At 31.3% G+C, this 24,656-nt stretch carries 20 protein-coding genes; 3 read left to right on the top strand and 17 right to left on the bottom strand.

Annotated elements, in window-relative coordinates; translation table 11 throughout:
• Window positions 1-11 precede the first annotated feature (11 nt).
• Entirely contained in the window at window positions 12-1,520 is a 1,509-nt protein-coding gene (gene yjeM / locus ACREVX_RS09670; protein WP_431543981.1) for a glutamate/gamma-aminobutyrate family transporter YjeM, read from the top strand.
• A gap of 146 nt (window positions 1,521-1,666) precedes the next feature.
• Here the strand turns inward: yjeM and ACREVX_RS09675 are convergent, their stop codons facing one another.
• From ACREVX_RS09675 to ACREVX_RS09705, 7 genes are all read right to left on the bottom strand, one after another.
• Complete coding sequence (locus ACREVX_RS09675) at window positions 1,667-2,782, bottom strand: GGDEF domain-containing protein (RefSeq protein ID WP_431543982.1); 1,116 nt, start codon at window positions 2,780-2,782, stop codon at window positions 1,667-1,669.
• A 233-nt stretch (window positions 2,783-3,015) separates the two neighbouring features.
• On the bottom strand, window positions 3,016-4,032 hold the full coding sequence (locus ACREVX_RS09680; RefSeq protein WP_431543983.1) for a GH25 family lysozyme: 1,017 nt from the start codon (window positions 4,030-4,032) through the stop codon (window positions 3,016-3,018).
• Window positions 4,033-4,346: 314 nt separating this feature from the next.
• Entirely contained in the window at window positions 4,347-5,117 is a 771-nt protein-coding gene (locus ACREVX_RS09685; RefSeq protein ID WP_431543984.1) for a nucleoside/nucleotide kinase family protein, read from the bottom strand.
• Between the two features lie 46 nt (window positions 5,118-5,163).
• A complete protein-coding gene (locus ACREVX_RS09690; protein WP_431543985.1) occupies window positions 5,164-6,429 on the bottom strand; it encodes a zinc-binding dehydrogenase in 1,266 nt (421 codons plus the stop codon).
• Between the two features lie 19 nt (window positions 6,430-6,448).
• On the bottom strand, window positions 6,449-6,883 hold the full coding sequence (locus ACREVX_RS09695) for a PTS mannitol transporter subunit IIA (protein WP_431543986.1): 435 nt from the start codon (window positions 6,881-6,883) through the stop codon (window positions 6,449-6,451).
• 20 nt (window positions 6,884-6,903) lie between these two features.
• Entirely contained in the window at window positions 6,904-8,982 is a 2,079-nt protein-coding gene (locus tag ACREVX_RS09700) for a BglG family transcription antiterminator (RefSeq protein WP_431543988.1), read from the bottom strand.
• Window positions 8,983-9,091: 109 nt separating this feature from the next.
• Window positions 9,092-10,513, bottom strand: a complete 1,422-nt coding sequence (locus tag ACREVX_RS09705; RefSeq protein ID WP_431543989.1) for a PTS mannitol transporter subunit IIBC — start codon at window positions 10,511-10,513, stop codon at window positions 9,092-9,094.
• A 599-nt stretch (window positions 10,514-11,112) separates the two neighbouring features.
• Here ACREVX_RS09705 and ACREVX_RS09710 point away from each other — a divergent pair.
• Both ACREVX_RS09710 and ACREVX_RS09715 read left to right on the top strand, forming a co-directional pair.
• A complete protein-coding gene (locus ACREVX_RS09710; protein WP_431543990.1) occupies window positions 11,113-11,571 on the top strand; it encodes a MarR family winged helix-turn-helix transcriptional regulator in 459 nt (152 codons plus the stop codon).
• 195 nt (window positions 11,572-11,766) lie between these two features.
• Complete coding sequence (locus ACREVX_RS09715; RefSeq protein ID WP_431543991.1) at window positions 11,767-13,041, top strand: MFS transporter; 1,275 nt, start codon at window positions 11,767-11,769, stop codon at window positions 13,039-13,041.
• Window positions 13,042-13,282: 241 nt separating this feature from the next.
• Here ACREVX_RS09715 and ACREVX_RS09720 read toward each other — a convergent pair whose 3' ends face one another.
• The 10 genes from ACREVX_RS09720 to ACREVX_RS09765 form a co-directional block, all read right to left on the bottom strand.
• Window positions 13,283-14,110: a carbohydrate ABC transporter permease gene (locus tag ACREVX_RS09720; RefSeq protein ID WP_431543993.1), complete on the bottom strand. Its 828-nt coding sequence runs from the start codon at window positions 14,108-14,110 to the stop codon at window positions 13,283-13,285.
• A gap of 12 nt (window positions 14,111-14,122) precedes the next feature.
• Window positions 14,123-15,076 (bottom strand): carbohydrate ABC transporter permease, encoded by a 954-nt coding sequence (locus ACREVX_RS09725; protein ID WP_431543995.1) that lies wholly within the window; start codon window positions 15,074-15,076, stop codon window positions 14,123-14,125.
• A 53-nt stretch (window positions 15,077-15,129) separates the two neighbouring features.
• Entirely contained in the window at window positions 15,130-16,374 is a 1,245-nt protein-coding gene (locus ACREVX_RS09730) for an ABC transporter substrate-binding protein (RefSeq protein WP_431543996.1), read from the bottom strand.
• A gap of 31 nt (window positions 16,375-16,405) precedes the next feature.
• Window positions 16,406-17,416, bottom strand: a complete 1,011-nt coding sequence (locus ACREVX_RS09735) for a LacI family DNA-binding transcriptional regulator (RefSeq protein WP_431543997.1) — start codon at window positions 17,414-17,416, stop codon at window positions 16,406-16,408.
• 59 nt (window positions 17,417-17,475) lie between these two features.
• Complete coding sequence (locus ACREVX_RS09740) at window positions 17,476-19,752, bottom strand: glycoside hydrolase family 65 protein (protein ID WP_431543998.1); 2,277 nt, start codon at window positions 19,750-19,752, stop codon at window positions 17,476-17,478.
• A gap of 361 nt (window positions 19,753-20,113) precedes the next feature.
• Window positions 20,114-20,986, bottom strand: a complete 873-nt coding sequence (locus tag ACREVX_RS09745) for a PhnE/PtxC family ABC transporter permease (protein WP_431543999.1) — start codon at window positions 20,984-20,986, stop codon at window positions 20,114-20,116.
• On the bottom strand, window positions 20,986-21,771 hold the full coding sequence (gene phnE / locus ACREVX_RS09750; protein WP_431544000.1) for a phosphonate ABC transporter, permease protein PhnE: 786 nt from the start codon (window positions 21,769-21,771) through the stop codon (window positions 20,986-20,988). Before phnE ends, ACREVX_RS09745 begins: the two co-directional genes overlap by 1 nt.
• 34 nt (window positions 21,772-21,805) lie before the next feature.
• Window positions 21,806-22,570: a phosphonate ABC transporter ATP-binding protein gene (gene phnC / locus ACREVX_RS09755; protein ID WP_431544001.1), complete on the bottom strand. Its 765-nt coding sequence runs from the start codon at window positions 22,568-22,570 to the stop codon at window positions 21,806-21,808.
• Window positions 22,571-22,644: 74 nt separating this feature from the next.
• Window positions 22,645-23,709: a PhnD/SsuA/transferrin family substrate-binding protein gene (locus ACREVX_RS09760; RefSeq protein WP_431544002.1), complete on the bottom strand. Its 1,065-nt coding sequence runs from the start codon at window positions 23,707-23,709 to the stop codon at window positions 22,645-22,647.
• Between the two features lie 81 nt (window positions 23,710-23,790).
• On the bottom strand, window positions 23,791-24,639 hold the full coding sequence (locus ACREVX_RS09765) for a PHP domain-containing protein (protein ID WP_431544003.1): 849 nt from the start codon (window positions 24,637-24,639) through the stop codon (window positions 23,791-23,793).
• Window positions 24,640-24,656 lie beyond the last annotated feature (17 nt).

The raw sequence follows: 24,656 nt of genomic DNA on the forward strand, positions 1-24,656 counted from the left end.
GGAGGACTATTATGTCTGAAAAAATAAAACACACTAAAAAGTTAACTTTGATATCATTAGTTTTAATGATTTTCACTTCAGTTTACGGATTTAACAACATGCCAAGATCATTCTATATTATGGGGTATGCCGCTATTCCATGGTACATCTTATCAGGAATAGCATTCTTTATCCCTTTTGCTTTCATGATGGCTGAATTTGGTACAGCTTTCAGAAATGAAAGAGGCGGAATATACTCATGGATGTCACTATCAGTAGGCCCTAAATTTGCTTTTATGGCAACCTTCATGTGGTATTCATCTTATGTAGTTTGGATGGTAAACGTAGCATCAGGAGTTTGGATTCCAATATCGAATGCTATATTTGGTAAAGATACAACACAAACTTGGGCTTTATTTGGTATGACTGGATTAACAGGTCCTAAAACGCTAGGTATACTTGCGGTCCTTTGGATAATATTTGTTACGTATATGTCAACTAAGGGCTTAGAAAGCATTAAGAAGTTTACTTCTATAGGTGGAACTGCAGTTGTAGCGGCAAACGTACTTTTATTTGTTGGTGCGTTGCTAGTACTTATAGGAAATCATGGTAAGCTTGCTCAACCAATAGTTGGACTTAGTTCATTTACGAAATCACCAGATCTTGTATCTAGTGGAGGTATGGTTTCAGCATTTGCATTCATAGTATTTGCTATATTTGCTTATGGCGGTATAGAAGTTGTTGGTGGACTAGTAGATGAAACAGACAATCCAGAAAAGACATTTCCTAAGGGTATAGTTATTTCAGCAGCTGTTATATCAATTGGCTACTCACTTGGAATATTCCTAGTTGGCGTATTTACTAACTGGACAACTGTTATGAATATAAAATCTGTTAATTTAGGTAATGCTAGTTATGTAGTAATGGGTAATCTAGGATATGCTCTAGGTCAAGCATTTGGTGCAAGCAATGCAACTTCACTAGCAATGTCACATGGAATAGCTAGGTTCTTTGGATTTTCAATGTTCTTAACTTTAGCAGGTGCATTTTTCGCATTAATGTTTTCTCCACTAAAACAAATAATTGAAGGTACTCCACCTAAATTGTGGCCTGGTAAAATGGCAGAAATGAAAGATGGAATGCCTCAAAATGCTATGTGGGTTCAAGCTGCAATTGTTTGTATTATGATTGTACTTATAGCCTTTGGTGGAAGTAGTATGAAAAAATTCTTCGTAATCTTAGTTTCAATGACTAATGTAGCTATGACTCTTCCTTATATGTTTATAGCGTATGCTTTCATACCATTTAAGAAAAACACAGATATTATTAAACCTTTTGAAATGTTTAAAACTTATAAAAGTGCTGTAATATGGACAGTAGTAGTTATGTTTACTGTTGGATTTGCAAACTTCTTCTCAATATTACAACCGGCACTTGAAGGAGATTTTAAAACAACAATTTGGAGTGTAGCTGGGCCAGTATTTTTTGCTTTAGTTGCATGGACAATGTATCGGTCTTATGAAAAAAAATATATCCTTTAATCTTATAATTTAAGATTAACTTTAAAATTAACAAATGACGTGTAAATTTTTACACGTCATTTTACTTTGGGTATATTAGATCATCTCCTGCGGAGATGAAACCGCTTTGAAAAAGATGCATTGACGACGCTTCCCATAGTAACAGTCTAATCGTTCACTCTCCTACCATAAAGTTCTTTTAATTTTGCTTTGTGAGTATACATAGCTTTATCAGCCTTAGCAAATGTAGAATATATACTTTCACTTTCATTTTTATTATAAATAGCATATCCATAAGCAAGTATAATTTTAATGTTTCTATTTTGATTTGCTTTAATTAATAATTTATCTAAATTAAATAGAGCATTATCTACTAATTCCCTTCCAATCCCCTTACAAATAGCACAAAATTCATCGCCACCAATCCTATACGCCTTACCAATATCCATAAAGCTTTCCTCTATAGTTTTTGCGGCATAAAAAATCATTTCATCTCCAGCTTTATGTCCATGTTTATCATTAGTATTTTTCAAATTATTTAAATCAAATATAACAATTGTTACATTTTTATCACTATTTTTATTTTGCTCCATTTCCTTTTCAAACGCTGTACGATTTCTAATTTTAGTTTGAATATCATATCTAAATTGTAACTCAAGTAAAAAAATGTAATATAGCAGCAACGCTAAAGCAGTGCTGCCCCAAATTAATATTAAATCTCTAAATAAAATCTGAAGAATGATAGCTAGTAGAGGTATAAAAAGAAGAGTAACTAAAATCTTTTTATCTTCATTTTCAAATTTTTTAATATTTTTAATTACAGTTATTAAAAATAACGAATAATAAAATATACTAATTATAGTAGGCAGTAAAAATAAATTTCCTCGTGTATATTGGTTTTGAGCATTAATAAAAAAGATAAAGCCTGTTTTATAGCTTAAAACGCACATAAAAGTATTAAAATATAAGGGTATTGCTAAAAAAAGATTAGAAAAAGTGTCTTTTTTCTTATTGTTATTAAAGGATAAAAGAATGAAAGGAACTACGGGACTTAAAGAAAATCCTAAGATGTTAATTATACGGTAAGGTATCATAAGTTTGTTGTTACTTGAAAGCTCCATTAAAATAGTCATTATTTCTAAAATAAGCAAAATAATTGTTATCACTGATGCAAATATGTAAATCCTATTTTTCTTATTATCTACGGCAATGTTCCGCTTAGCCAAACTTATCATAAAACAAAGTGAAATGATTGCAAAAACATCCGTGCTAATTAATGACATTCTGTCCCTCCTTACATTTAATTCTTAATTTACTTTATCTTTCGGAATATATTGTTAATTACTCCAACATAATATACAACTGCGTCACAACTCTCTATATTATATTATCATAATTTGTTACTATTTAGAACAATTTATTAGTAAATAAAGATCGTACATTGTTTACATATAGACATAATTAAATCATCTCCTACGGAGCTGAAATTTAGTTAAAATCAATTATCTAAGTCTTTTTATTTTATAAAATCCATTGAAACCCAACCTCCATGGCATCCAAAATATATGCTTGCCCATTCATTTGATATCAATCCTATTTGAACGGTATCGCCTTTTTTTAGTTTACCAACTAAGTTAGATGTATCATTTGCCTCAGATCTAACGTTAAGAACATTAGCAGTAACAATTCCACTAGTTTTGGAAGCTGCCTTTACAACTGTAGTTTTATAATTTATATATTTTGCAGAAACCCACCCACCATGTTCTCCGAAATATACGTTATACCAGTCTCCTACTTTATTACCTAGTCGTACTTTCTCCCCTTTTTTAAATTGTCCTATTATACTGAAATCAATATCAGCTCCGCTTCTTACATTGAGCTTAGTTGCAGTAACCGTACCAAACTTAATAACTTCTTTTGTAAGCTCAGATGAAATCGGCTTACCTACAAAAATTATATTATTTATATTTCTTTTTATAAAAATTCCATCATTGAAAAAATTCATATCTACAACTCCTTTAACTCCATCAACGCTCCCTGTACTACTATATTGGAACCCTACATAATTACTTACGTTAGGTTTTAAAACTCCATAGTGGGCAATCCATAACGGAATATCTCGCACAGTGGAATTTAGGTTTGTGGCATAAAAACTGTCCCCCGTGTAAATACAAACATCCTTGCCTTGGCTTATAATATAATCAGCAAATACACGTACACTATAACTAATTTCAGCTACAGAACGTCCTTGTGTTTCTTCTATATCTATAGCATATTTACAATCTACTTCAAGCCCTTGTGTTGAATCTAAGAAATGTTCTGCTTCTGCTACTGGATCATTTGCTTTCATATAATGGTAAAATCCAATCTTTAATCCTACAGATCTCGCTTTTGCATATTGTAATTTAAAACCTGGACTATCAAATGTTACGCCCTCGGTAGCCTTTATATACACGATTTCTACACCACTTGCTTTGACTTTGTTAAAATCAATATTAATACCTTGATAGGCACTTATATCTATACCTTTCATAATTAATTTTCCTCCTTATTTTATAAATCTTTATGTATATTTATAATTCCATCTAATGTGAGAATTAACAACAACTTGATTCTCTAATATGCTTATACTTCACACTTACACCAAATATATATGCTAAAGACTACCTATTAGTGATGCGATTGTAATTATTTTTCTTACGTTGCAGGTTAGACAAAATTAATTATAATGGAAGACATAATAATGATTGGTTATCCAAAAATACTTTGGGTTAAAAACTAACACCCTTCCTTTATTAAGGAAGGGTGTTACATCGTCTTTCTGGTTAGCGTAAATAAAAAGCTTATCTATCGTTCCGTATTGGGCGATGGTTGTTCATTAAAATTTTTCAACCTCTTTTCTCCCGATTCTAACATCTCTAGTGTTAAATCACAAGCAAGTCTATTCTTCATAACTCTTAGAATATTCTTTTTATCTGTTGTTTCATAAAATTCTAATGCGTCACACCGAGTTAATCCCCCTTTTATTTTTCTTTCAATTAATCTGTTTTTTAGGAGATTCTCTTCGGCTTCTATAAAAATACTGTAGTCACAAAATGATTTTAATTCTCTCCACTTATCCTCATCTAAAAGTAACCAATTTCCCTCAATTAAAATAATATCAGCAGTTACTTCTATTTTATCTATAACTGGATCATGAATGTTTCTATCATAAATAGGCCACTTTATATTTTTATATTTTATATTTTGTATGCATTTTTTAAATCTTTCTAAATCAAATGTTTCAGGCATTCCCTTTATTTCATGTAGAGAATGCTCAATTCCTTGAATAATAATTTTATGACCATAGAGATAATCGTTATTATAATGAAATCCATCCAAAGATAGTGTTTGAAAAGAAATTGTATTATATATGTCTTTAAAGAGTTTTTCTAAAAACAAAGCTAAGGTTGATTTACCGGTAGCAGGTGGAGCTGCTAAAAAAATAATGATCCTTTTTTCTTTTTTATCTCTTATTTTCTTCAATTTCTTTAAAAGAGGAATATATATGCTATTTATTTCTTTCTCAGAAAAAAATGCTTCATATTTAAATCCATTAACTTCTAATTCAGTAAACATTAAGTCCTCCTTTGTCACTAAAATTAGCTTTATTATTAAACACTAATTAATCTACCATTTTCTGTTTTAATAAATATGTTTCAGCTTCCTCGCACCAAAGTCCATTGTTTCTCTCAACTATTTCTGCTAGTTTTCTGAAAATTTCATCCTTTTCTCCAAGTTTCTTAAAATCTTCAATCGCAGTAAGTTCCATTTCTATATGAGGGTAAATCATCTTTTTCCCTCCAGGTATCTTCGGTAAATTTAATACCGTATTTGGTACACAGTTTAATCCTCCAATATGTGTAATCATAAATGATGGGTTGATTATACCCTTTTGCGAAAGTTCCAATGATTCTTTCATATCATCAAGACTACCACCGCTTGTCCCTACGATGTGAGTTGATGAATAATGTACATTATAAAAATTGAACCTTGTGGAAAATTCATTATCTGTAGGACCCGCAAAGAAATTAAGACATCCATCACGTCCTAAAATGCTACCTGCAAGTTCCACGACTTCAACAATTGCTGCAAAAGCAAAAACATCATCGTACCCCTTGTTATCAGTAAGTTCCATTAAATATTTCTTAGGATTTTCTAAATTTTTTACATTAACATATATTAATTCAATCCCTTTTTCTCTTGCACTTTCAGGCGATATTAACTTTTTAGCTCTATTAAGTCTATTGTCATCAATATCTGTTACAACTATCCTGCTTGGAGTTCTTGTACCATTATTAATAGCATAATCAATTGCACCTAAACCCATTGGTCCTGCACTTGCAAGTAATGCTAAATTACCACCCGATGCGATGCCCATTCTATGTTCATAAACATAGTTGGTTGTATGATAATTAGCATGGAACGCCCCTATAATACAAGACATCGGTTCTGAGAGTGATGCATTTGCAAAATAACTACTGTTGTATTTGAGTAATAAATCTAATTCCATTAACTCGTTTGGAAGTATTGTATAAGTTGCATCTCCTCCAAAAAATTCATATGAATATCCTGGTGAATATGGACTCCCTTTATAATTCATAGCTGGTTGCAATGCGAAACTGTCCCCTTCTTTGTACTTATCTTTCCAATAAGCACCCACCTTGACTATCTTTCCTGCAAACTCATGGCCCATTATAACTGGATGTTCACTTATGTTAGATGGTACTCTTTTATGATCGGAACCTAAAATTGCGGCTTTCCAAGTCGATAGACATTTGCCATTTGAAACCACCTCAGCTAAAATTTCATTATCCTTAATTTCCGGCAAATCAAATTCCCTAATTCTAACATCATTTTTTCCGTATAATGCTGCTACTTTTGTTCTCATAATATTTCCCTCCTTAATTCTAATTATTTATTGATAAAATATTGCAAATTTCTCTCCTGCTGTTAGAACTTATAATTTTGTTAACATTATCCATATCTTCTATAGAGATTGCTATCTTAGACAATATTTCTAAATGCTCATCATTAACTCCAGCTATACCAATAACTAAATAAGCCTTATCTGTACCATAATCTATTCCCTCTTTAAATTGTAGAACTACAATACCTGATTTTATAATTTCATTTTTAGAATCGTTAGTCCCATGAGGTATTGCAATACTATTTCCAATATAAGTGTTACATTTTTTTTCTTTTTCCAACATACTTTTTACGTAATTTTCTTTCACATAACCATTTTTAACTAAAAGATTGCCTGCTGTAATAATTGCTTCTTCCTTTGACATCGGTTTTAAATTCAGTAAAATATTTTCTTTTGAAAGAATGTTTTGTTTCATTTTGCATCTCTCCAATCTTTTTAATTTATAAATTTTGATAATAGTTTACCAATTTTGTACAAAATAGCACTTTTAGAACCGTTAAATAGTTCTTCAACTAACCCTTCATTTTCTACTAAATCCTTACTTATTTCAGAGAATATCTCTACTATTCTGTCATCTGGTTCTTCTGGTACTATCATAATTAAAACTGTATTAATTTTTTCTTCATACTTTTCTACAGAAACATCTATTATTTTTTTTAACCTTACTACACCTAATTTAATATAATTTCCTGCACTACAATGTAATAAAATTAGGCCTTTGTCATTAATTACTGTGCTTCCATATTCTTCTCTTTTAAATAATTTACTAAGTATTATTTGATGCATCTTATCGGAATATGATATCTGTTTTGAAACATACTCTATTAACTGATCTTTGTTTCCAACATCCACATCCTCTTCATAATAGAATTCATCTAGTATTCCATGAATAACTTCCATATAGAAAAGCATATCTTCAACACTTTTCTGATTACTTTCCACATTTACCTTTTCAGGTGTTTTTGATGTTAAACCTCTATTTTTCTTTTTAGAAATTGTATCTATCAATTTATATATCTTTAATTTATCCTCATCCTTCATTAGTGGATTGACAACAGCAGTCGGTATAATAAAAGTTTCCAGATTTACTGAGGATATAATTAAGTCTACTCCTTGTTTAATCAAATTTACTTCGTTGATCGCACCACTTGACATCGTAGCAACTATCTCTATATTATTTATTTTCTGCTTTATTTTTTCAACTAATATTCTTGAGGTTCCAATTCCACTAGTACAAACTACTACAACCTTAATTATTTGTGTGTTATTTTCTAATTCTAACAATGTTGCAACAATATGAATAGTTATAAGCCCGATCTCTTCGTCATTGACACTTTTTAGAGTAATCTCTGAAAGAAAATCAACACTACTTTTAACTACATCGAATATTTCTTTATAATCTGACTTAATTAAATCAAGATAATTATTCGTAACCTTAACTTCCATGCTTTGTCTATCAAGCATAAGTTTCAAATGGATCATCAAACGCACTAAAAAATCATCATCATAATCAAGTCTTATATTTAAATTATTTTGTAGGTTAGAAATTATTCTATTCGTGATCATTGATAATTCTCTATCATTTGTGATTTGAGTGTTGCTCTCACTTAGTTCTCTAACTCCTGATGTTATAAAATGAATCATTATTACGTATTTATCACTATTAGATACTATTACCTTATAAGACTTTTCAACTTCATTTAATAATAATGAAATATACTGATATTGTTGTAATTTCTTAATATCGTCTATTTTATAGTTTTCTATTACCATTCCTTTTTCTTTTCTTTGAATAATTAAACATAAAAGAATAATAAACTGGAAATAAGACCCATCAACAATTACTTCTTTTAGATTTCTATCATACTTCTGAACAATGCTAACCATATTAACAACTATATTATAATTAATTAGCTTAGCTAGCTTCACTTTAGTCATTAAAGCTAGATTTTCTTTAAAAAATTTAGGTTTCATAAAATCATTGTTCCAGTAATAGTTGTTTTTATTTTCTATATTGCTGAGTAGTAAGTTTACTATTGCTTGCCTAATAGATTTTTCTTCACCTTCGACAAACAGTCCATTTCCCATCCCTTTCTTAAGTGTTAGATTATTTTGTTTGAACCAATCTTCCACATCCTCTAAATCTCTTCTTACGGTTCCAATCGCCACCTTAAGAACTGATGAAAAATAATAGGTCTTAACTGGTTTATCCATGCTCAAAAGCTCACAGATAATTATTATCTTACGATCATGTGGAAATAGATAATCACTATCTTCTTCATTTAATGATTCCTTTAGTGTTTTTCTATCAGATTGTGATAAGATTAACCTTATTCCTATACCTCTTTTTTTCTCCACTCTTATTTTATTTTCTTTAAAATAAGAATCTAGATTTTTAATATACCTAATCACAGTACTTAAGCTTACGTTTAGCTTTTTAGAAATACATCTATAGGTAATATAATCGGTTCCCTCTATTAAAATTTCTATAATAGAGATGGTTTGCTTATCCATAAACCACATCTCCTTAAGCTCATATATTTTTAATTCTACGTTAATTAATTATATTATTACCTAACGTAGAACTAATAACAATAGCTAGTAACACCTGATGCCATAATCCCTATATTTTGTGTTCTATTTTAGATAATCTCTCAACTAACTTGTCATACTCTGGCGCAGCTATAAAATTCTTTATAGTAATAAACTCTACGTCTGGAGCAACTTTCTTTGCCCTATCCAATAAACTTTCATGACAAATAACTATATCTGCGTCAAGTGGTATTTTTTCTATTGCTTTATTAATAACCTTAATATCGAGTCCTACTACATCCAACTTCTTTCTAATTAGTGCAGCTCCCATTGCGCTAGATCCCATGCCTGCATCACAAGCAAACACTATTAATTTAACATCCATAACATTTTGCTTAATCTCTGTAACATCTTGTTTAATATCTGCTTGTTCAACTTTTTTAACGCCTTTTAACTCTTTCATAAGATCTTGTGAAGCTTGAAAATCGACATCTCCTTCAACTTTATTATCAAGTTTTAGAATGAAAGATGAAACTAAAAAGGTTACTATAGTACCGACGGTTACACCTGCTATAGTTGAGATAAATCCACCTCTAGGTGTCATTGCTAAGAAAGAGAATATACTTCCGGGCGATGGAAATGCTACCAAACCTGCACTTAATGTTTTAAAGGTAAATATCCCACTCATTCCACCGAGTATCATAGGTATTACCATTATTGGTTTCATTAATACATATGGAAAATACATTTCATGGATTCCACCAAAGAAATGAATTATAATTGCCGTTGGCGCAGATTCCTTACTTGTACCTTTTCCAAATAACCAAAATGCTAATAATAAACCGAGTCCTGGTCCAGGACTTGATGCTAACATAAAGTATATGGACTTGCCATGAATTAGTGCGTCCTGTACTCCGATTGGTGCGTATATACCTTGATCAATGGCATTATTTAAAAACAATACCTTTGCAGGCTCATTTATAATTGCAAGTAAAGGTATTAAGTTAGCGTGTACCATAGCTTCTATGCCAGCCTTAACTACTGCATTTGCACTTAATATCGCTGGTCCAATTGCTAAAAAAGATATAATTGCTAATATCATTCCAATAATTCCCATAGAAAAATTATTAACTATCATTTCAAAGCCAGCAGGAATCTTTCCGTCAATTGCTTTATCAAACTTTTTAATAACATAGCCGCCTAATGGTCCTATAACCATTGCACCCATAAACATTGGAATACTGGAACCTGTAATAACACCCATAGTTGCTATTGCCCCCATTACACCACCACGTTTGCCTCCAATTGCTTTACCCCCAGTATAGGCTATTAATAATGGTAGTAAGTAAGTAATCATTGGACTTACCATTTTTGCAATTTCAGCATTTGGAAACCAACCTGTTGGAATAAAAATAGCTGTAATTAATCCCCAAGCAATAAATGCTCCGATATTGGGAAGTACCATACCAGTTAAAAAACCGCCAAAAGCTTGAATCTTTGCTCTTTTACTCATAATAAAAACCCCCTTTTGTGTATAGTTATATTATACGTTGCAGATGTACTCCTTTACAATCTAAAGTAACCACTATTATGACATGAACATAAAGTGTCATTATGGTACCCCTTAACTTATAAAGCAACATCACACACATTAAATCAATTTATTTAGTGAGCTCTAGAACCAACAGTTCAGTACCTGTACTTTTGTACTTCATATATATTCCTGATGCAATACTATTTAGTAATGAAGGAGATAGACTTGAAAATTTATTAAAACAATGACATGGGATTGAATATTAATGCGATATATAGCTCAACATAATTATTGGTAACACTTGGTAAAAATACGGCTAAAATCCATACAATATAAAATAAAAAACATAGCTCTCCCTCCACAAGAAAACTATGTTTTTTATTTTATAATAATAGCATGCAATTTTACGCTAGTTTATCATACTATCTTTATTATGTTCATATTAAGGTAATATTATACTATTATAAAACACCCTATATAAACAATACCTATTGATTTAATGTCTAAAATAAAGTATAGTTAACATATTAATAATTAACTTATTAAATATTAATATGTTAACTATAGGAGGAAATAAGATGAATGATAGCATAAGAATAATGGAATTGCTTAAAGAAGTTAATTCTTTGATGGACAAAGGACTAAAAAACTACTTTTCAGATTGTGGAATAACTGTGACACAACTAGCTGTAGTGAATATTCTAGGAAAGAGGGACATGGTAAAACTTAATGAGTTAAGTGAAGAACTCAAGATAACCCCAACTGCTGTTTCATTAATTGTTAATCGCCTCGAATCACAAGGGTTACTTGAAAGGGTAAGAAGCAAAGAGGATAAGAGAGTAGTATATGCAAAATTATCAGATAAATTTAAAGCTACACATTGTAATTTAGATAATAATATAAATGGATTTTTGGCTTTATTACTTGGATCTAAGAATGAAGAAGAAGTACAGAAAATTTTTGATGGTTTGAAAATATTAAAAGATCTACTGGAATCCAGTGATAAGATCATATCGAATCATATCAAAATGAACTAACAAAGGGCATAAATATTTCTTATTAATTGTCATATGGATTCCAAAAAGGTGACAATATAGCTACAATAACAAGAGATGAACAACAAAAAATTATAGAAAAATCTATAATTGAGTTCATGAATGACAAATAGGATATGAATAAAAAACATCTTAGAATAGAATTGTAATAAAAAAATAAAGATTGGAGTGAAATTTATGAATAATAAAAAATTTACTATAGGTACAATATTTTTTACTGTATTTTTAGATCTATTAGGGTTAGGTATTATTATTCCAATATTACCTGCTCTTCTACTTGATCCCATAAACGGTATATTACCAGCGGCATATACTTTCCCAACTAGAACCTTAATATATGGTTTTTTAATAGCCTCATATCCACTAGCGCAGTTCTTTGGTGCACCAATTCTGGGTTCCTTAGCTGATCAAAAGGGAAGAAAAAAAATATTACTTATATCTCTAATTGGTACAGTTCTTGGTTATGTGATTTTTATAATAGGAATACTTAATTCTAACCTATATCTTCTATTTTTAGGACGAATTGTTGACGGGTTTACAGGAGGAAATATATCCATAGCACAGTCTGCAATCGCTGATGTCAGCACAAAAGAAACAAAATCCAGAAATTTTGGTTTAATTGGAATGGCCTTTGGTCTAGGTTTTATTGTTGGACCATATATTGGTGGAAAGCTTTCTGATTCCGCTATAGTTAGTTGGTTCTCTTATTCAACACCATTCTATCTTACTATACTACTATCAACTATTAATGTGGCATTAGTATTTTTGAATTTCCCTGAAACTTTAGCCATTAAAAGGGCACTCAAAGTAAATTTATTTACAGGCTTTACAAATATAAAAAAAGCTTTTACCTTTAGAAATTTAAGAGTAATGTTTTTAGTAGTTTTTTTAACGACAGTAGGATTTAATTTTTATACACAGTTTTTCCAAGTATTCTTATACGGAAAGTTTAAATTTACTCAATCTCAAGTTGGTGATTTTTTTGCTTATATGGGGATTTGGATAGCTATTTCACAAGGCGCAGTTTTAAGACCCCTTTCAAAAAAGTTTAAACCTTCTAAAATACTTAGTTACTCAATAGTTCTACTTTCAATAAGTTTCCCGTTTTTATTAATACCTAATGATCGCGTGTGGTTATATTTAGTAGTTCCATTTATAGCAATATTTCAAGGCCTTAGCCAACCTAATGGAACAGCTATTATTTCTAATTTAGTAGATAGTGAAAAACAAGGAGAAATACTTGGAATTAACCAATCTATTTCATCTTTAGCTCAGGCATTGCCACCTATCATTGCTGGTTTTGTAACCGCAGTTAATATTAATCTTCCAATTTGGTTTGCTGCAGGATCTACATTGCTGGGCTGGATAGTATTTAAAGTTTTCTTTAATACAGAAAAGAAGACTGAGGAGGAACTTATAGTAGGTAATTTAGTAAGTGCTAAGAAGGAATAGTACTTATATTATATCTTAACAGAATAACAAGTATTAAAAATCCCCTCAGATAAAGTTCTGAGGGGATTTTTGTTTTTCCTTCTTAAATGTCGTTAAAATTCAATTATATCCATATGAGCATTACTTAATCCTACAAAAATCTTATCTGCATTAAATAATACATCCTCGAATAAGCATGCTTTTATTTTATTCATACTACTTAGCCTACATCAATTATTATATTTGAAATATGTAGTATTTTTTATTCTTTACTACCTGTGGTAGCGATACCTTTAATAAAATTCTTTTGAAATATTAAAAATACTAGTATCATAGGTATTGATAGTAACATTGCTCCGGCTAAAACCTGATCCCACAATGAATAATGTTGACCATAGAAGGAGTTTAGCCCAACTGGCAATGTGTACATTGATTCTGATGCTGTTAATAAACTTGGCCACAAGAAAGCATTCCAGCTACCTGTAAACATCAGTATAAATTGTGTGGTTAATGCAGTGGTTGACGTAGGCAATATTATTCTAAAAAAGGTTCCAAATCTTCCTAGTCCATCTATAGCAGCCGCCTCCTCTAATGACTTAGGTATACTAAGAAAAAATTGTCTCATTAAAAATATACCAAACATACTAGTTAAGAATGGTATTGTAAGGCCTTTGTAGGTATTAATCCATCCAAGCTTACTTAAAAGCATGTACATAGGTACCATAATTACTTGCCCAGGTATCATCATCATTCCAAGAATACCTAAAAACAAAGCTTTCTTTCCTGGAAAATTAATTCTTGCTAGAGCATATCCAGCCATTGAATTAAATATTAGATTTCCAATGGTACAAATTAATCCAACTACAATACTATTAAACATCCATCTTGCAAAAGGAAAATTGTTTAATATATATTTATAGTTTTTAAAGGATAATGTACTAAAATCAATAGTAGATTTACCAACCTCTGAAGAGGGCTTAAGTGAAACTATAAAACTCCATAGGAATGGCCCAATAGTTATTGCAGCATATAATATTAGTATTAAATAAAACAATATTCTAAGTGGTGATATTTTTTTTAATTTTTCCATAGCTCTACCTCCCTAATTTGCTTCTTCTTTAAATAATCTTTTTTGTATTATTGTCAATGTAAATAATATTGCAAAAATGACAAATGCTATAGCTGATGCATAACCCATTTCGCCTTCTTTAAATGCTTTATTATATAAATATAAAACCATAGTCATAGTACTGTTTAAGGGTCCACCAACACCCTTAGAAATTATGTAAGCTTGGTCAAACATCTGAAGTGTTCCTATAACAGATACTACTAAGTTAAAGAAAATAGTTGGTTTAATTAGTGGTACTGTTATTTTAAAGAACCTTTTAAGCTTACTAGCTCCATCTATTTCTGCCGCTTCATATAGTTGTTGTGGAATTTCTTGAAGTCCTGATAAAAATATTATCATATACATCCCAACTGATGACCATACTGCCATAAGTACTATAGCTGCCAATGCAAATTTAGGCTCCGTAAACCAATTTTTTGGAGCTATCCCAAATATATCAAGAAAATTGTTAAGAACTCCATCAACCTTAAATATAAATAGAAATATAAGTGACACCGCAACAGCTGACGTTAGAGTTGGTATATAATAAGCTGCTCTAAAAAAAGCCTTTGCCTTAATCTTAGAATCCACTACCATTGCAAGTAATAAGGCTATAACTAACTGTAGTGGTACAACACATAAAGAGTAAGTAAAAGTATTTGTTAGTGCTCTTGCAAATACCTCATCGTGGAATACTCTTATATAATTATCAAAGCCAACACTTTTTGCACCTAAAAAAGATGTTTGATCTAATAGTCCATACTCCTTAAAACTTAATATAAACGCCGCTATTAATGGTCCTATAAAGAATATTAATGCAGAAATAGCAAAAGGTGCTACAAATAACCATCCATCTAATTTTTCCCTATTCCTCTTGGTTATAAATTTCTTTGGAATTTTCTTTTCTTTTGCATCCTTATTTTCGGTGGGTGTTTTTACAGGCATCATATTTTCCCTCCTTTTAAAATAGGAAGCATGAAATCATGCCTCCTATCCTAGTATTATTTCACTGCTTTTATTGCTTCCTCTAATGCAGATTTACCATCTGGGTTTTTCCCAAGTCGTAATCTTTCTCCTGCCTTTTGAAGTTCACTATTAATTTTAGAAAAATTCTTACCATAAGAATATGGAGTTGCATATGCTGTACCCTCTACTAATGCTTTTCTTTCAGGAAATTTTTCTGCATAAACAGTTCCCATTGAACTTCTAGTTGGTATTGCTAGACCAGAATCTGCTACCATTTGCTGTGATTCTTTACCTGTTAAGAACTTAATAGCCTCAGCTGCTTCTTTTGGGTGTTTTGTATTTGTGCTCATTGCGTATGCAACTGTAAATATCATATTACCTTGTTTTTCACCTTTTGGAAGTTCTGCAATTCCATATTCAAGTTCTGGTGCTGTATCCTTCATGAAGGGTATTAACCATCCGCCCTCTATTACCATAGCCGCATTTCCCTTAGCTAATGACTCCCCAGCCCATCCATCACCTAAATCAGCAGGTGATGCTGCATATCCATTTTTTATAAACGAATAGTAAAATTCAAATCCTTTTATAGCTTCTGGTGAATTAAATACCATTTTTTCTCCATCAACAACCTTTCCACCCGCTTGAAACATAAATGATGAAAATCTTGCTGAGTCATCTGGTAATGATAGTGCTTTCACTTTTCCCTGTGTTAACTTTTTAGAAACCTCTTCTAATTCTGCCCACGTAGTTGGAGGTTTAACTCCAGCATCAGAAAACATCTTCTTATTATAGAAAAGTGCTAATGAATTAAAATCTTTTGGTAGACCATATGTTTTACCATCCACTTGATATCCTTCTAATAGGTTTGGATAAAAATCTTTTAAATCTTCTTTATTCAAGTACTCGTCTATTGGTGCAACTGCACCTTTTTCAACATAAGATGGTACTAGTGATACATCCAAGAAGAATAAATCTGGTTCTGTCTTAGCTGCTATTTTAGTCTGCATAACTTGGTTATAATCCCCTGTAGCAACTTCTTTTTTAAGTGTAATCTTCTTACTCTTATTTTGTTCATTAAATGAAGCTATTTGATCATCAATAAGCTTTGTTTCTGTGTCTGAAGAACCCCACACCTCAACCGTTATAGTAACTGGTTTTGCTGAAGCTTCCGTTTCAGTTTTACCATCCACCTTAGCAGTATTCTTACTACCACAACCTACAAATAATGTAGTTGTTAATGCTACTGTACACACCAATGCAATTATACGATTTCTTTTCATTAAAATTACCCCCTTAATTATTGTAATTTAATTATATTTTTATTGTTGATTCTCTTTCAATTAACTCAGGTTCTATAACAATACGGCCTAAATACTGTTCTGATATTATACTTAAAATTAAATTAGCTGCAGCTTTGCCTATTTTGTCCATATCTTGCTTAATTGTTGTAAGTTTTGGTGTAACAAAATTGCATAAGTTAATATCATCAAACCCTACTATAGATATATCCTTAGGTATATCATATCCCATATTTTTCAAGCCCTCTATTGCTCCTAGTGCCATTAAGTCACTAGCACAATATATTGCTGTTATATCTCCATGGTTTTCAATAAGGTGTTCCGCAGCACTTTTCCCGCCTTCATAGGAGAACCCTCCACTAATTATAAGATCATCTTCAATCTTGATACCTCTTCTACTTAATGCCAAGTAATAACCGTCTAATCTTTCATAACTAACTAGTGCCTCTTTATGTCCATTAATAAAACCAATTTTTGTGTGACCTTGCTCCAAAAGATATTCTACAGCAAGGATTGAACCTTTTATATTATCAACACCAACGCATCCCACTCTATGGTTTTTTATGAATACGTCGTGTAATACACAAGGGTAAGACATACTTTCCAGTTGCCTAAAATAATCATCTGTCATTTTAAGTCCGAGTATTAGCGCACCATCTAACTGTTTTTCTTTAAATAATTTTTCCAGTTTATTGCCTTTTTGCATATCAGAAGTTGTAGATAATATTATGGTTTCATATCCGTAATCTGAAACCACCGACTTAAATGCCATGAACATTCGATAAATTACATAATCGCTTTCATTATAATCTTCTACCAATAGTCCTAATCTATAATTTTTTGCACCGCTTAAACTTCTAGCAACTATATTGGGACTATATCCTAAATTATCTGCAATTTGTAAAATGTTTTCTCTAGTAGCTTCGCTTATGTCCGCATAATTATTAAATGCTCTGGATACTGTACTTATAGATACACCTGCTTTTTTTGCTACATCTTTTATAGTAATATTTTTTCTCTCCATTATGTCTTCCTTTCATCTTGCTAAATTTATTCTATAAGTACTATTCTCCAACTTTTTTATTATCTTGCAACTACTAAATCATTTTCTTCACTTATTGAATATTTTTTTGAGTATATATTTATTATTACTTTCCCTGTTGAACTAACTTTAATTTTGTCTTTATATATTGAAATAGCTACTCTTGAACCTTTCCAATTTATATTAAAGGATAACCCTTCCCATTGCTTAGGCAACCATGGATTTATATTTAAAATGCCATCCTTATTAACTGTCAGTCCTACAAATCCAAAAATAGCACTTTGCCATGAGCCTCCTGTTGAAGCTGCGTGTAGTCCAAAATCTGTATTTCCTTGATTATCTTCCAAATCTGTAAATATTGTCTTCATAAAATATTTATATGCATTATGCCTATCTCCAACAGCAAGTCCTAATATTGAATACATAGAGGGACTTAATGAAGACTTGTGCATTGTTCTTTTTTCATAATAATCATAGTTTGATTTTTTAACCTCATCTGAAAATTCTTCAGGAAGCATTATCATTAATTGAACCACATCCGCTTGTTTTACAAGCTGTGTTTCACCTAATTTGTTACCCTTTAAATCTGGCCACACCGGCATTTCATTTTCATCATACTCTGTAATTTCTACATCTGCTAAACCAAAGTAACCTTCAAACTGCTCAATTATCATTCCATCTTCACTCCTAGGAATATACATCTTTTCAGCCATAATTTTAAGCGATTTAAAATCTTCTTCATTCAGTCCCAGCTTTGAACAAAGTACCTTATACACAACATTGTTTTCTTCCTTTAACCAATCTTTAAAAAATAATGCTTTTTCTATATTCCATTTAGCTAAATAGTTGGTAAATACATTATTATCAATATGCTCGTGAAACTCGTCAGGACCTATCACCGAACTTATTTCATATCTATCTCCAGCTTTATTGTACTCAACTCTGCTTTCCCAAAATTTTGCTGTATCAAGCAAAATCTCAATACCATAATTCATAAGGAATTCCTTATCGTTTGTTGCTCTATAATATTCAACTATTCCAAAAGCAATGTCCGAATTTATGTGATACTCCTCATCTCCAGTCCAAATTCTAACTGAGTTTCCGTCGTAGTCTACACCCCATTTAGGAGTAACTTCCAGTCCATTATCAGCTGCTTCCCAGGGGAATCTAGCGCCTTTATACCCTGTTACTTTCGCATTTTCCCTTGCACCTTGCAAGGTATTATATCTATACATTAGTAATGCTTTTGCAACCTCCGGCCTCGTATATATAAAGAAAGGAAGCATGAACACTTCAGTATCCCAGAAAATATGTCCCTTATAACCTTCACCATGCAGTGCCTTGGCTGCTATACTTACAGTAGTATCTCCTTCGTAAGCCGCAGATGATAATTGAAATAAATTAAATCTGATACCTATTTGAGCTTTTTCATCGCCCTCTATTTTTATATCTATGTCATCCCATATTTCATTCCAAATTTTCCTATGCTTTTGAAATTCAACCTCATACCCATCTTTCATAAAATCCTTCAATTCACTTGTAGCAGCCACAAATAAATCACATTTCATATTTCTATCACTTAGACTTACGCCATATTTTACTATAATATTGGTTTTACCTTGTGTCATAAACGTTTCGTAAGCTTCACTTACTTCTTCTCCAAACTCGCTATACTTTCTCTTTTTAAATATACTATCCTTTTCATTTTCACCCATTAAAGTTGTGAGTTCTAAAACCTTTGTATTATTTTCATTTGTTTCAATAGTTAGTGCTATACCCGGATTACTTTCACACATATTCACTACTTTAAAATGCTTGTTTTTATTCATTACATCCCAAGTCCCATTGGTTACTGAACCATCTATATAGTTTTCTATAAATACTTTTCCATTAAAATTTAATGGTGTTATTTCATATTTTGCTGCCCATCTATTAATATTTTTTCTACTTACAAATCTTTCACATTTAATCTCTATACTTTTACCCTTTTTAGTAGTTGCAATGAACATTGTTTGTAAAATTCCACTATGCATATCCAATTCTCTTTTGAAGCTATCTAAAACACATTCATCAATATCAACTTTTTCATCTTCAATATAAATATTGAACCCTAATGGATCTTGAAGGTTTACTATTTCCGTCACCTGGCTTTGAGATTTATCAAATATCCCCGCTATATAATTTCCTCTATTTCCTTTTGAGGAAAATTCTAGTGCACCTCTAATTCCCCTGTATCCATTTGCTAATGTAAAAAGTGTTTCATATTTTTTATTATCACAACTGTTATATTCGTCCAAAGAAATCTTCCATAAATTCATATTGAAACCCTCCATATTTTTCCGATATTATTTCGGAAACGTTTTTGTAATTTAATTATACTTTTTCGTGAAAACATTTTCAATCTCCATGAAACCATTTACGATGGGTATTTTTATGGTTTTCCTTTTCAATGCTCCTTTATTCTCTAAAAATCACAATATTGTGTTTTTTATGAAAATATATCTATAATTAAAAAAAGCACAATGAATATTATTAATATTCATTGTGCTTTTACTATTTTTAATCAGGATTCTTTTAAGGACGATATGTTAACTATGTATAATAAATTGTGTAAGTTAAGAAAGCTGATGAGGAGTTCTATCTAGCAGAACTTTTACAGCTTTCATATAGTATAAACATCTAATAAGATAAGTATTTGTTTTTCATTTTTGTTGAGAAAACTTCAAGCAACAACGCAAAAGCTAGAATTAGATAGGCAATTACTCCTATTGACGGTAAATCATAATAAAAACTTCCAGCCATAAATAAATTAAAGCCGATACCTCCAGCACCTGCAGCTGCTCCCATTACCACAGCATTAGTAAAATTAATTTCAAATCTCATAAAAGTCCAAGCAAGAAGGGAAGTACTTGTTGATGGTAAAACTGCCTGAAAAACTATTTGCCACCAACTTGCACCACTTGCTTTTAGTGCCTCAATAACCCCACTGTCTATCTCCTCATAACTTTCAGAATAGACTTTTGTTAAATAAGCCACCGAATGTAGACTTAACCCAATTACTGCAGCAACACTACCAAGTCCTGCAGATACAGCAAATATCAATACCCACAATACTGTTGGAACGGCTCTTATAAAAGCAATAAATGCTTTTATAACATTTGAGATATGCACGTTGGAGAGGTTCTTAGCTGCGAATAACCCAAGAATTAAGGCTATAGCTGAACCAATGAGTGTTGTTAAGAATGCTAGTCCTAATGTTATAACTACCTCAATTACTCCTTCAAGCAGTGTAAAATGTGATGGTTTGGGATGTAAAAATACTGTTTTTAAATTTTCTAATAGCTTTACACTAGCGTCTGCAAAAACTAAATCTTTATAATCAAATGTGTAAAACCCATATATTGTAAGTATACATAATATTAATATTGTTATCCTAACAGCATACTGAGCACTACCATTCATTTTCGTTTTAATTTTTCCATTTTTCTTTCTTCTAATATTAATTTCTAAACCACTAAACACAACGTTATTAATCGAATTAGATATTTCCATTATATAATCACCCTTCTAACAGAATTTGAAATAAACTCAATTATTAATACAGAAATTACTATAGCAATGACTACAAGGCTTGCAGTATTATATTTCATACTTTTATAATACATGCTAAAAGTATACCCAATGCCAGTACCAGTAAGTAGCCCTATTAGAGTGGAACTTCTTATATTTGTCTCAAGCATAAATAATACCCAGCTAATAAGTTGTGGTATACATGATGGTATAACTGCTTGTGATACTATTTGAAAATATGATGCACCAGTTGATCTAAGGGCCTCAACCGACTCACGACTTGCCTCATCTATAGTTTCAATAAATGCTCTGGTAAGAATTCCAAAAGTGGTAAAAAACAGGGCAAGATATCCTGTCATAGCATTCATTCCAAATGAAAATAATAATACCATAGCCCATACAACATCTGGTACATTTCTAAACACAGAAGCAATTAAGCGTGTTATTGTACTTATTATACTATTATCATTTGTCGTACTTGAACCTAGTAAGCTGAAAAGTAATGCAAGTACGCTTGCAGTGGTTGTAGCCGCAATAGATAGAAATACGGTCTCCTTAAGCTTTATTAGTATTTTTGGTAATCTTGACAATGATTCAACATTTGGATAAAAGTTTGAGCATGCCCAAACGATAGCTTTAGGAATAGAGGTTATGCCAAGAATAGGATCATATTGTGTAATAGCCATGGCCCCTATACTTATTAATACTAATCCTGCCCAAAATATAACTAATTTTTTTTTCTTCTTTTTAAATATATCAATATCCACATTTAAACCTCCCTTACGCTATACTTAATAATAATTAATCAGTAATTAATTCACCTATTTGTGATCCATATATTTGATGAATGTTATCTTTAGTTAATTCCTCAGGTTTCCCATTAAATATGACCTTGCCGTCATTAATTCCTATAATTCTATCCGAGTATCTTACTGCTACATCAACCTGATGAAGATTAAATATACAGGTTATTCCCATCTGTGTATTTATATCTTTCAGATGATCCATTATTATCTTTGAGGCATTTGGGTCAAGTGATGCTATTGGTTCATCACAAAGTATCATTTTAGGATCTTGAATTAAAGCTCTAGCTATACCCACCCTTTGCTTTTGACCACCACTTAGTTGATCACATCTTTTATAAGCTTGATCACTTAAACCAAGTTTGTTTAATAGCTCAAATGCTTTCTTCTTTTCGCTTTCATTATACATTCCAAGTACTCCATGAAATGTAGATTTATATCCAAGTCTACCATGGAGTACATTTTCCATAACGCTTAATCTATTAACTAAATTATAATGTTGAAATATCATTCCTATTTTTGTTCTGAGCTTTCTTAAATCCCTTTTCTTAAATTCTTTTATATTCTCTCCGTTAAAGTCTATGTCACCCTCTGTTGCATCAATCATTCTATTAATGCATCGAAGGAGAGTTGATTTCCCAGCTCCTGATGGACCTATTATGGAAACAAACTCTCCCTCTTTAACAGAGAAGTTGACATTTGTTAGCGCTTTAGTTCCGCCCTTATACTCCTTGGACAAACTACTTACTTCCAAAATAGTCATACATATCTCCTCTTTTATAATAATTTTAAAGTACAGTCTGTAAATAAAATTTTTAAATATCCCCTAATTACAAATTATTTTGAAAGATCTCTAATTGGTTGGTACCAAGCATCTTCAACTTTCATAAAATGTTCTTTGCCAGATTTCTCAATTAAACCTGAAGATTTACCTTTTGTATAAAATATTTTCGAGTTATTTGTTACTTCGTCTGATGTTAAAACTGTTGTAATTTTATCTATATCCTTTTGATTAAGTGCTTCTGTATTTACTGCAAAAGGTCCATTTAAAACTGGTGTAGATTGTATAATTACATATTCTTTTCCTGACAAAGCATCAAAAGGAGCTACCGCATCAGCCTTAATGTCATATACTGATCCAACTGCATTTGCGTCACCAGTTTTAACCTCAACGTAGCTAGCTACTGAAGCATCACAAAATGCAGCTACATCAGCCTTATCAGTTAAAAGGTTAACTGCTGAACCTTGATGTGATTGTCCAAACAACACTTCGCTAAAGAATTTATCTTTTCCACCATCTAATAAACCTTCTGTCGTTATATCTTTCCAATTGTCTTCTTTTGAAAACTTACTGATTATGTTTGCTGTGGGAACTTTAAATCCTGAAGTTGAACTATTGGATACGAATGACATTTTCTTTCCCTGTATGTTGTCTATACTATATTTTCCGTCTTTCTGATATCCAGATTCATTTCCTTTTTTAACTGCAAGCCAGCTGTGATATATAGCATCATCTAGAGTTCCTGACTTACCTGCATTTACAACAAGTGGGAGTATTTTTTCATTTTTCTTATTAGCCTCCACATAACCCTGTCCACCCATAAATGCGATTTGTGCATTACCATTAGCTATGGATTCTATTGCAATTGAATAATCTGTTGTAATTTTTTGTTCAACTTTTTTACCAGTAGCTTTTTCTATGATTTTACCTAATTCATCACGGGTTTCTTTTAAGTTTTCTCCTGATTCATTTGGATACCATACAATTGTGATTTTGTCATAATCCTTTACTGTTTGGCTTGCTGCTGGATTTGAGGCTACAGTTTTCGCCTTACTTGCACAACCAGTTAATACAGTTCCTAAAATTAGTACACTTATAAGTGCTAAAATATTTTTTTTCATTTTCTACACCTCTTTTGATTATTTTTATTCTAATATATCTTTATTTTACTGTAGGAATGTTATGAACAAACATAGCTTACGTTAACTTTCAGTTAACTTTGCATTAATTTTAAAATTATCTTTAAAAATATAATTATAATCACTTGGACATTCTTCATCTCCAATATTTATTGACTCCCCATACTTTCCGTGAAAGTCACTACCACCGGTTAAAATCAGTCCATATTTACTAGCATACTCCATTATTTTTAAGTGATCATCGTCGTTGTGGTCTATATGATTTATTTCAATTCCATCTAGTCCCGCCTCTACTAATTCTTCTATAAAATCATATGAATCTAATTGCCCTGGATGTGCAAGTACCGCCAGCCCATTATCAGCCCTAATAGCTTTCACAGCATCTATCATATCAACGTATTCTATGTCTCTCGCGCAAATCCCCTTCCCCTTAAATATTTCCTTATATATAATTTTATACCTCTCATCAATATAATTTTCATGTATGAGTCCGGCCATAATGTGTTGTTTATAAATTACTCCACTATTTTTTGCATATTGCTCAATCTTTTCAAGGTCAATTTTAAATCCCTTTTTAATTAGAGTCTCTATTTGCCATAGAGAATTTGATTTTCTTTTTTCTAATATTGGGTCACATAACTTTTTAATATTTGATCCTAATAAATCAAAACAATAACCTAATATGTGAACTTTTTTACCACTTGCCATATCACAAGCGGATATTTCTACACCTGGAATAATAGTAATACCTTCTTTTATACCTTCTGCTATTGATTCTTCTATTCCTTTTATTGTGTCATGATTTGTAATTGCTAAATGAGTAACACCACTGGCCTTTGCAAGGCTAATTGTCTTTTTTAAATCATAGGAACCATCAGAAATATCTGTATGAACATGTAAATCTGCTTTCATATTTCATCTCCTCTAAA

The organism is Clostridium sp. (genome assembly GCF_050717545.1).
Classification (GTDB): Bacteria; Bacillota; Clostridia; order Clostridiales; family Clostridiaceae; genus Clostridium_AD.

What these genes read in the sequence shown, in the direction of transcription:
- yjeM (WP_431543981.1), top strand. Translation starts at nt 12, where the DNA reads ATGTCTGAAAAAATAAAACACACTAAAAAGTTAACTTTGATATCATTA.
- ACREVX_RS09675 (WP_431543982.1), bottom strand. Translation starts at nt 2,782, where the DNA reads ATGTCATTAATTAGCACGGATGTTTTTGCAATCATTTCACTTTGTTTT.
- ACREVX_RS09680 (WP_431543983.1), bottom strand. Translation starts at nt 4,032, where the DNA reads ATGAAAGGTATAGATATAAGTGCCTATCAAGGTATTAATATTGATTTT.
- ACREVX_RS09685 (WP_431543984.1), bottom strand. Translation starts at nt 5,117, where the DNA reads ATGTTTACTGAATTAGAAGTTAATGGATTTAAATATGAAGCATTTTTT.
- ACREVX_RS09690 (WP_431543985.1), bottom strand. Translation starts at nt 6,429, where the DNA reads ATGAGAACAAAAGTAGCAGCATTATACGGAAAAAATGATGTTAGAATT.
- ACREVX_RS09695 (WP_431543986.1), bottom strand. Translation starts at nt 6,883, where the DNA reads ATGAAACAAAACATTCTTTCAAAAGAAAATATTTTACTGAATTTAAAA.
- ACREVX_RS09700 (WP_431543988.1), bottom strand. Translation starts at nt 8,982, where the DNA reads ATGGATAAGCAAACCATCTCTATTATAGAAATTTTAATAGAGGGAACC.
- ACREVX_RS09705 (WP_431543989.1), bottom strand. Translation starts at nt 10,513, where the DNA reads ATGAGTAAAAGAGCAAAGATTCAAGCTTTTGGCGGTTTTTTAACTGGT.
- ACREVX_RS09710 (WP_431543990.1), top strand. Translation starts at nt 11,113, where the DNA reads ATGAATGATAGCATAAGAATAATGGAATTGCTTAAAGAAGTTAATTCT.
- ACREVX_RS09715 (WP_431543991.1), top strand. Translation starts at nt 11,767, where the DNA reads ATGAATAATAAAAAATTTACTATAGGTACAATATTTTTTACTGTATTT.
- ACREVX_RS09720 (WP_431543993.1), bottom strand. Translation starts at nt 14,110, where the DNA reads ATGGAAAAATTAAAAAAAATATCACCACTTAGAATATTGTTTTATTTA.
- ACREVX_RS09725 (WP_431543995.1), bottom strand. Translation starts at nt 15,076, where the DNA reads ATGATGCCTGTAAAAACACCCACCGAAAATAAGGATGCAAAAGAAAAG.
- ACREVX_RS09730 (WP_431543996.1), bottom strand. Translation starts at nt 16,374, where the DNA reads ATGAAAAGAAATCGTATAATTGCATTGGTGTGTACAGTAGCATTAACA.
- ACREVX_RS09735 (WP_431543997.1), bottom strand. Translation starts at nt 17,416, where the DNA reads ATGGAGAGAAAAAATATTACTATAAAAGATGTAGCAAAAAAAGCAGGT.
- ACREVX_RS09740 (WP_431543998.1), bottom strand. Translation starts at nt 19,752, where the DNA reads ATGAATTTATGGAAGATTTCTTTGGACGAATATAACAGTTGTGATAAT.
- ACREVX_RS09745 (WP_431543999.1), bottom strand. Translation starts at nt 20,986, where the DNA reads ATGGAAATATCTAATTCGATTAATAACGTTGTGTTTAGTGGTTTAGAA.
- phnC (WP_431544001.1), bottom strand. Translation starts at nt 22,570, where the DNA reads ATGACTATTTTGGAAGTAAGTAGTTTGTCCAAGGAGTATAAGGGCGGA.
- ACREVX_RS09760 (WP_431544002.1), bottom strand. Translation starts at nt 23,709, where the DNA reads ATGAAAAAAAATATTTTAGCACTTATAAGTGTACTAATTTTAGGAACT.
- ACREVX_RS09765 (WP_431544003.1), bottom strand. Translation starts at nt 24,639, where the DNA reads ATGAAAGCAGATTTACATGTTCATACAGATATTTCTGATGGTTCCTAT.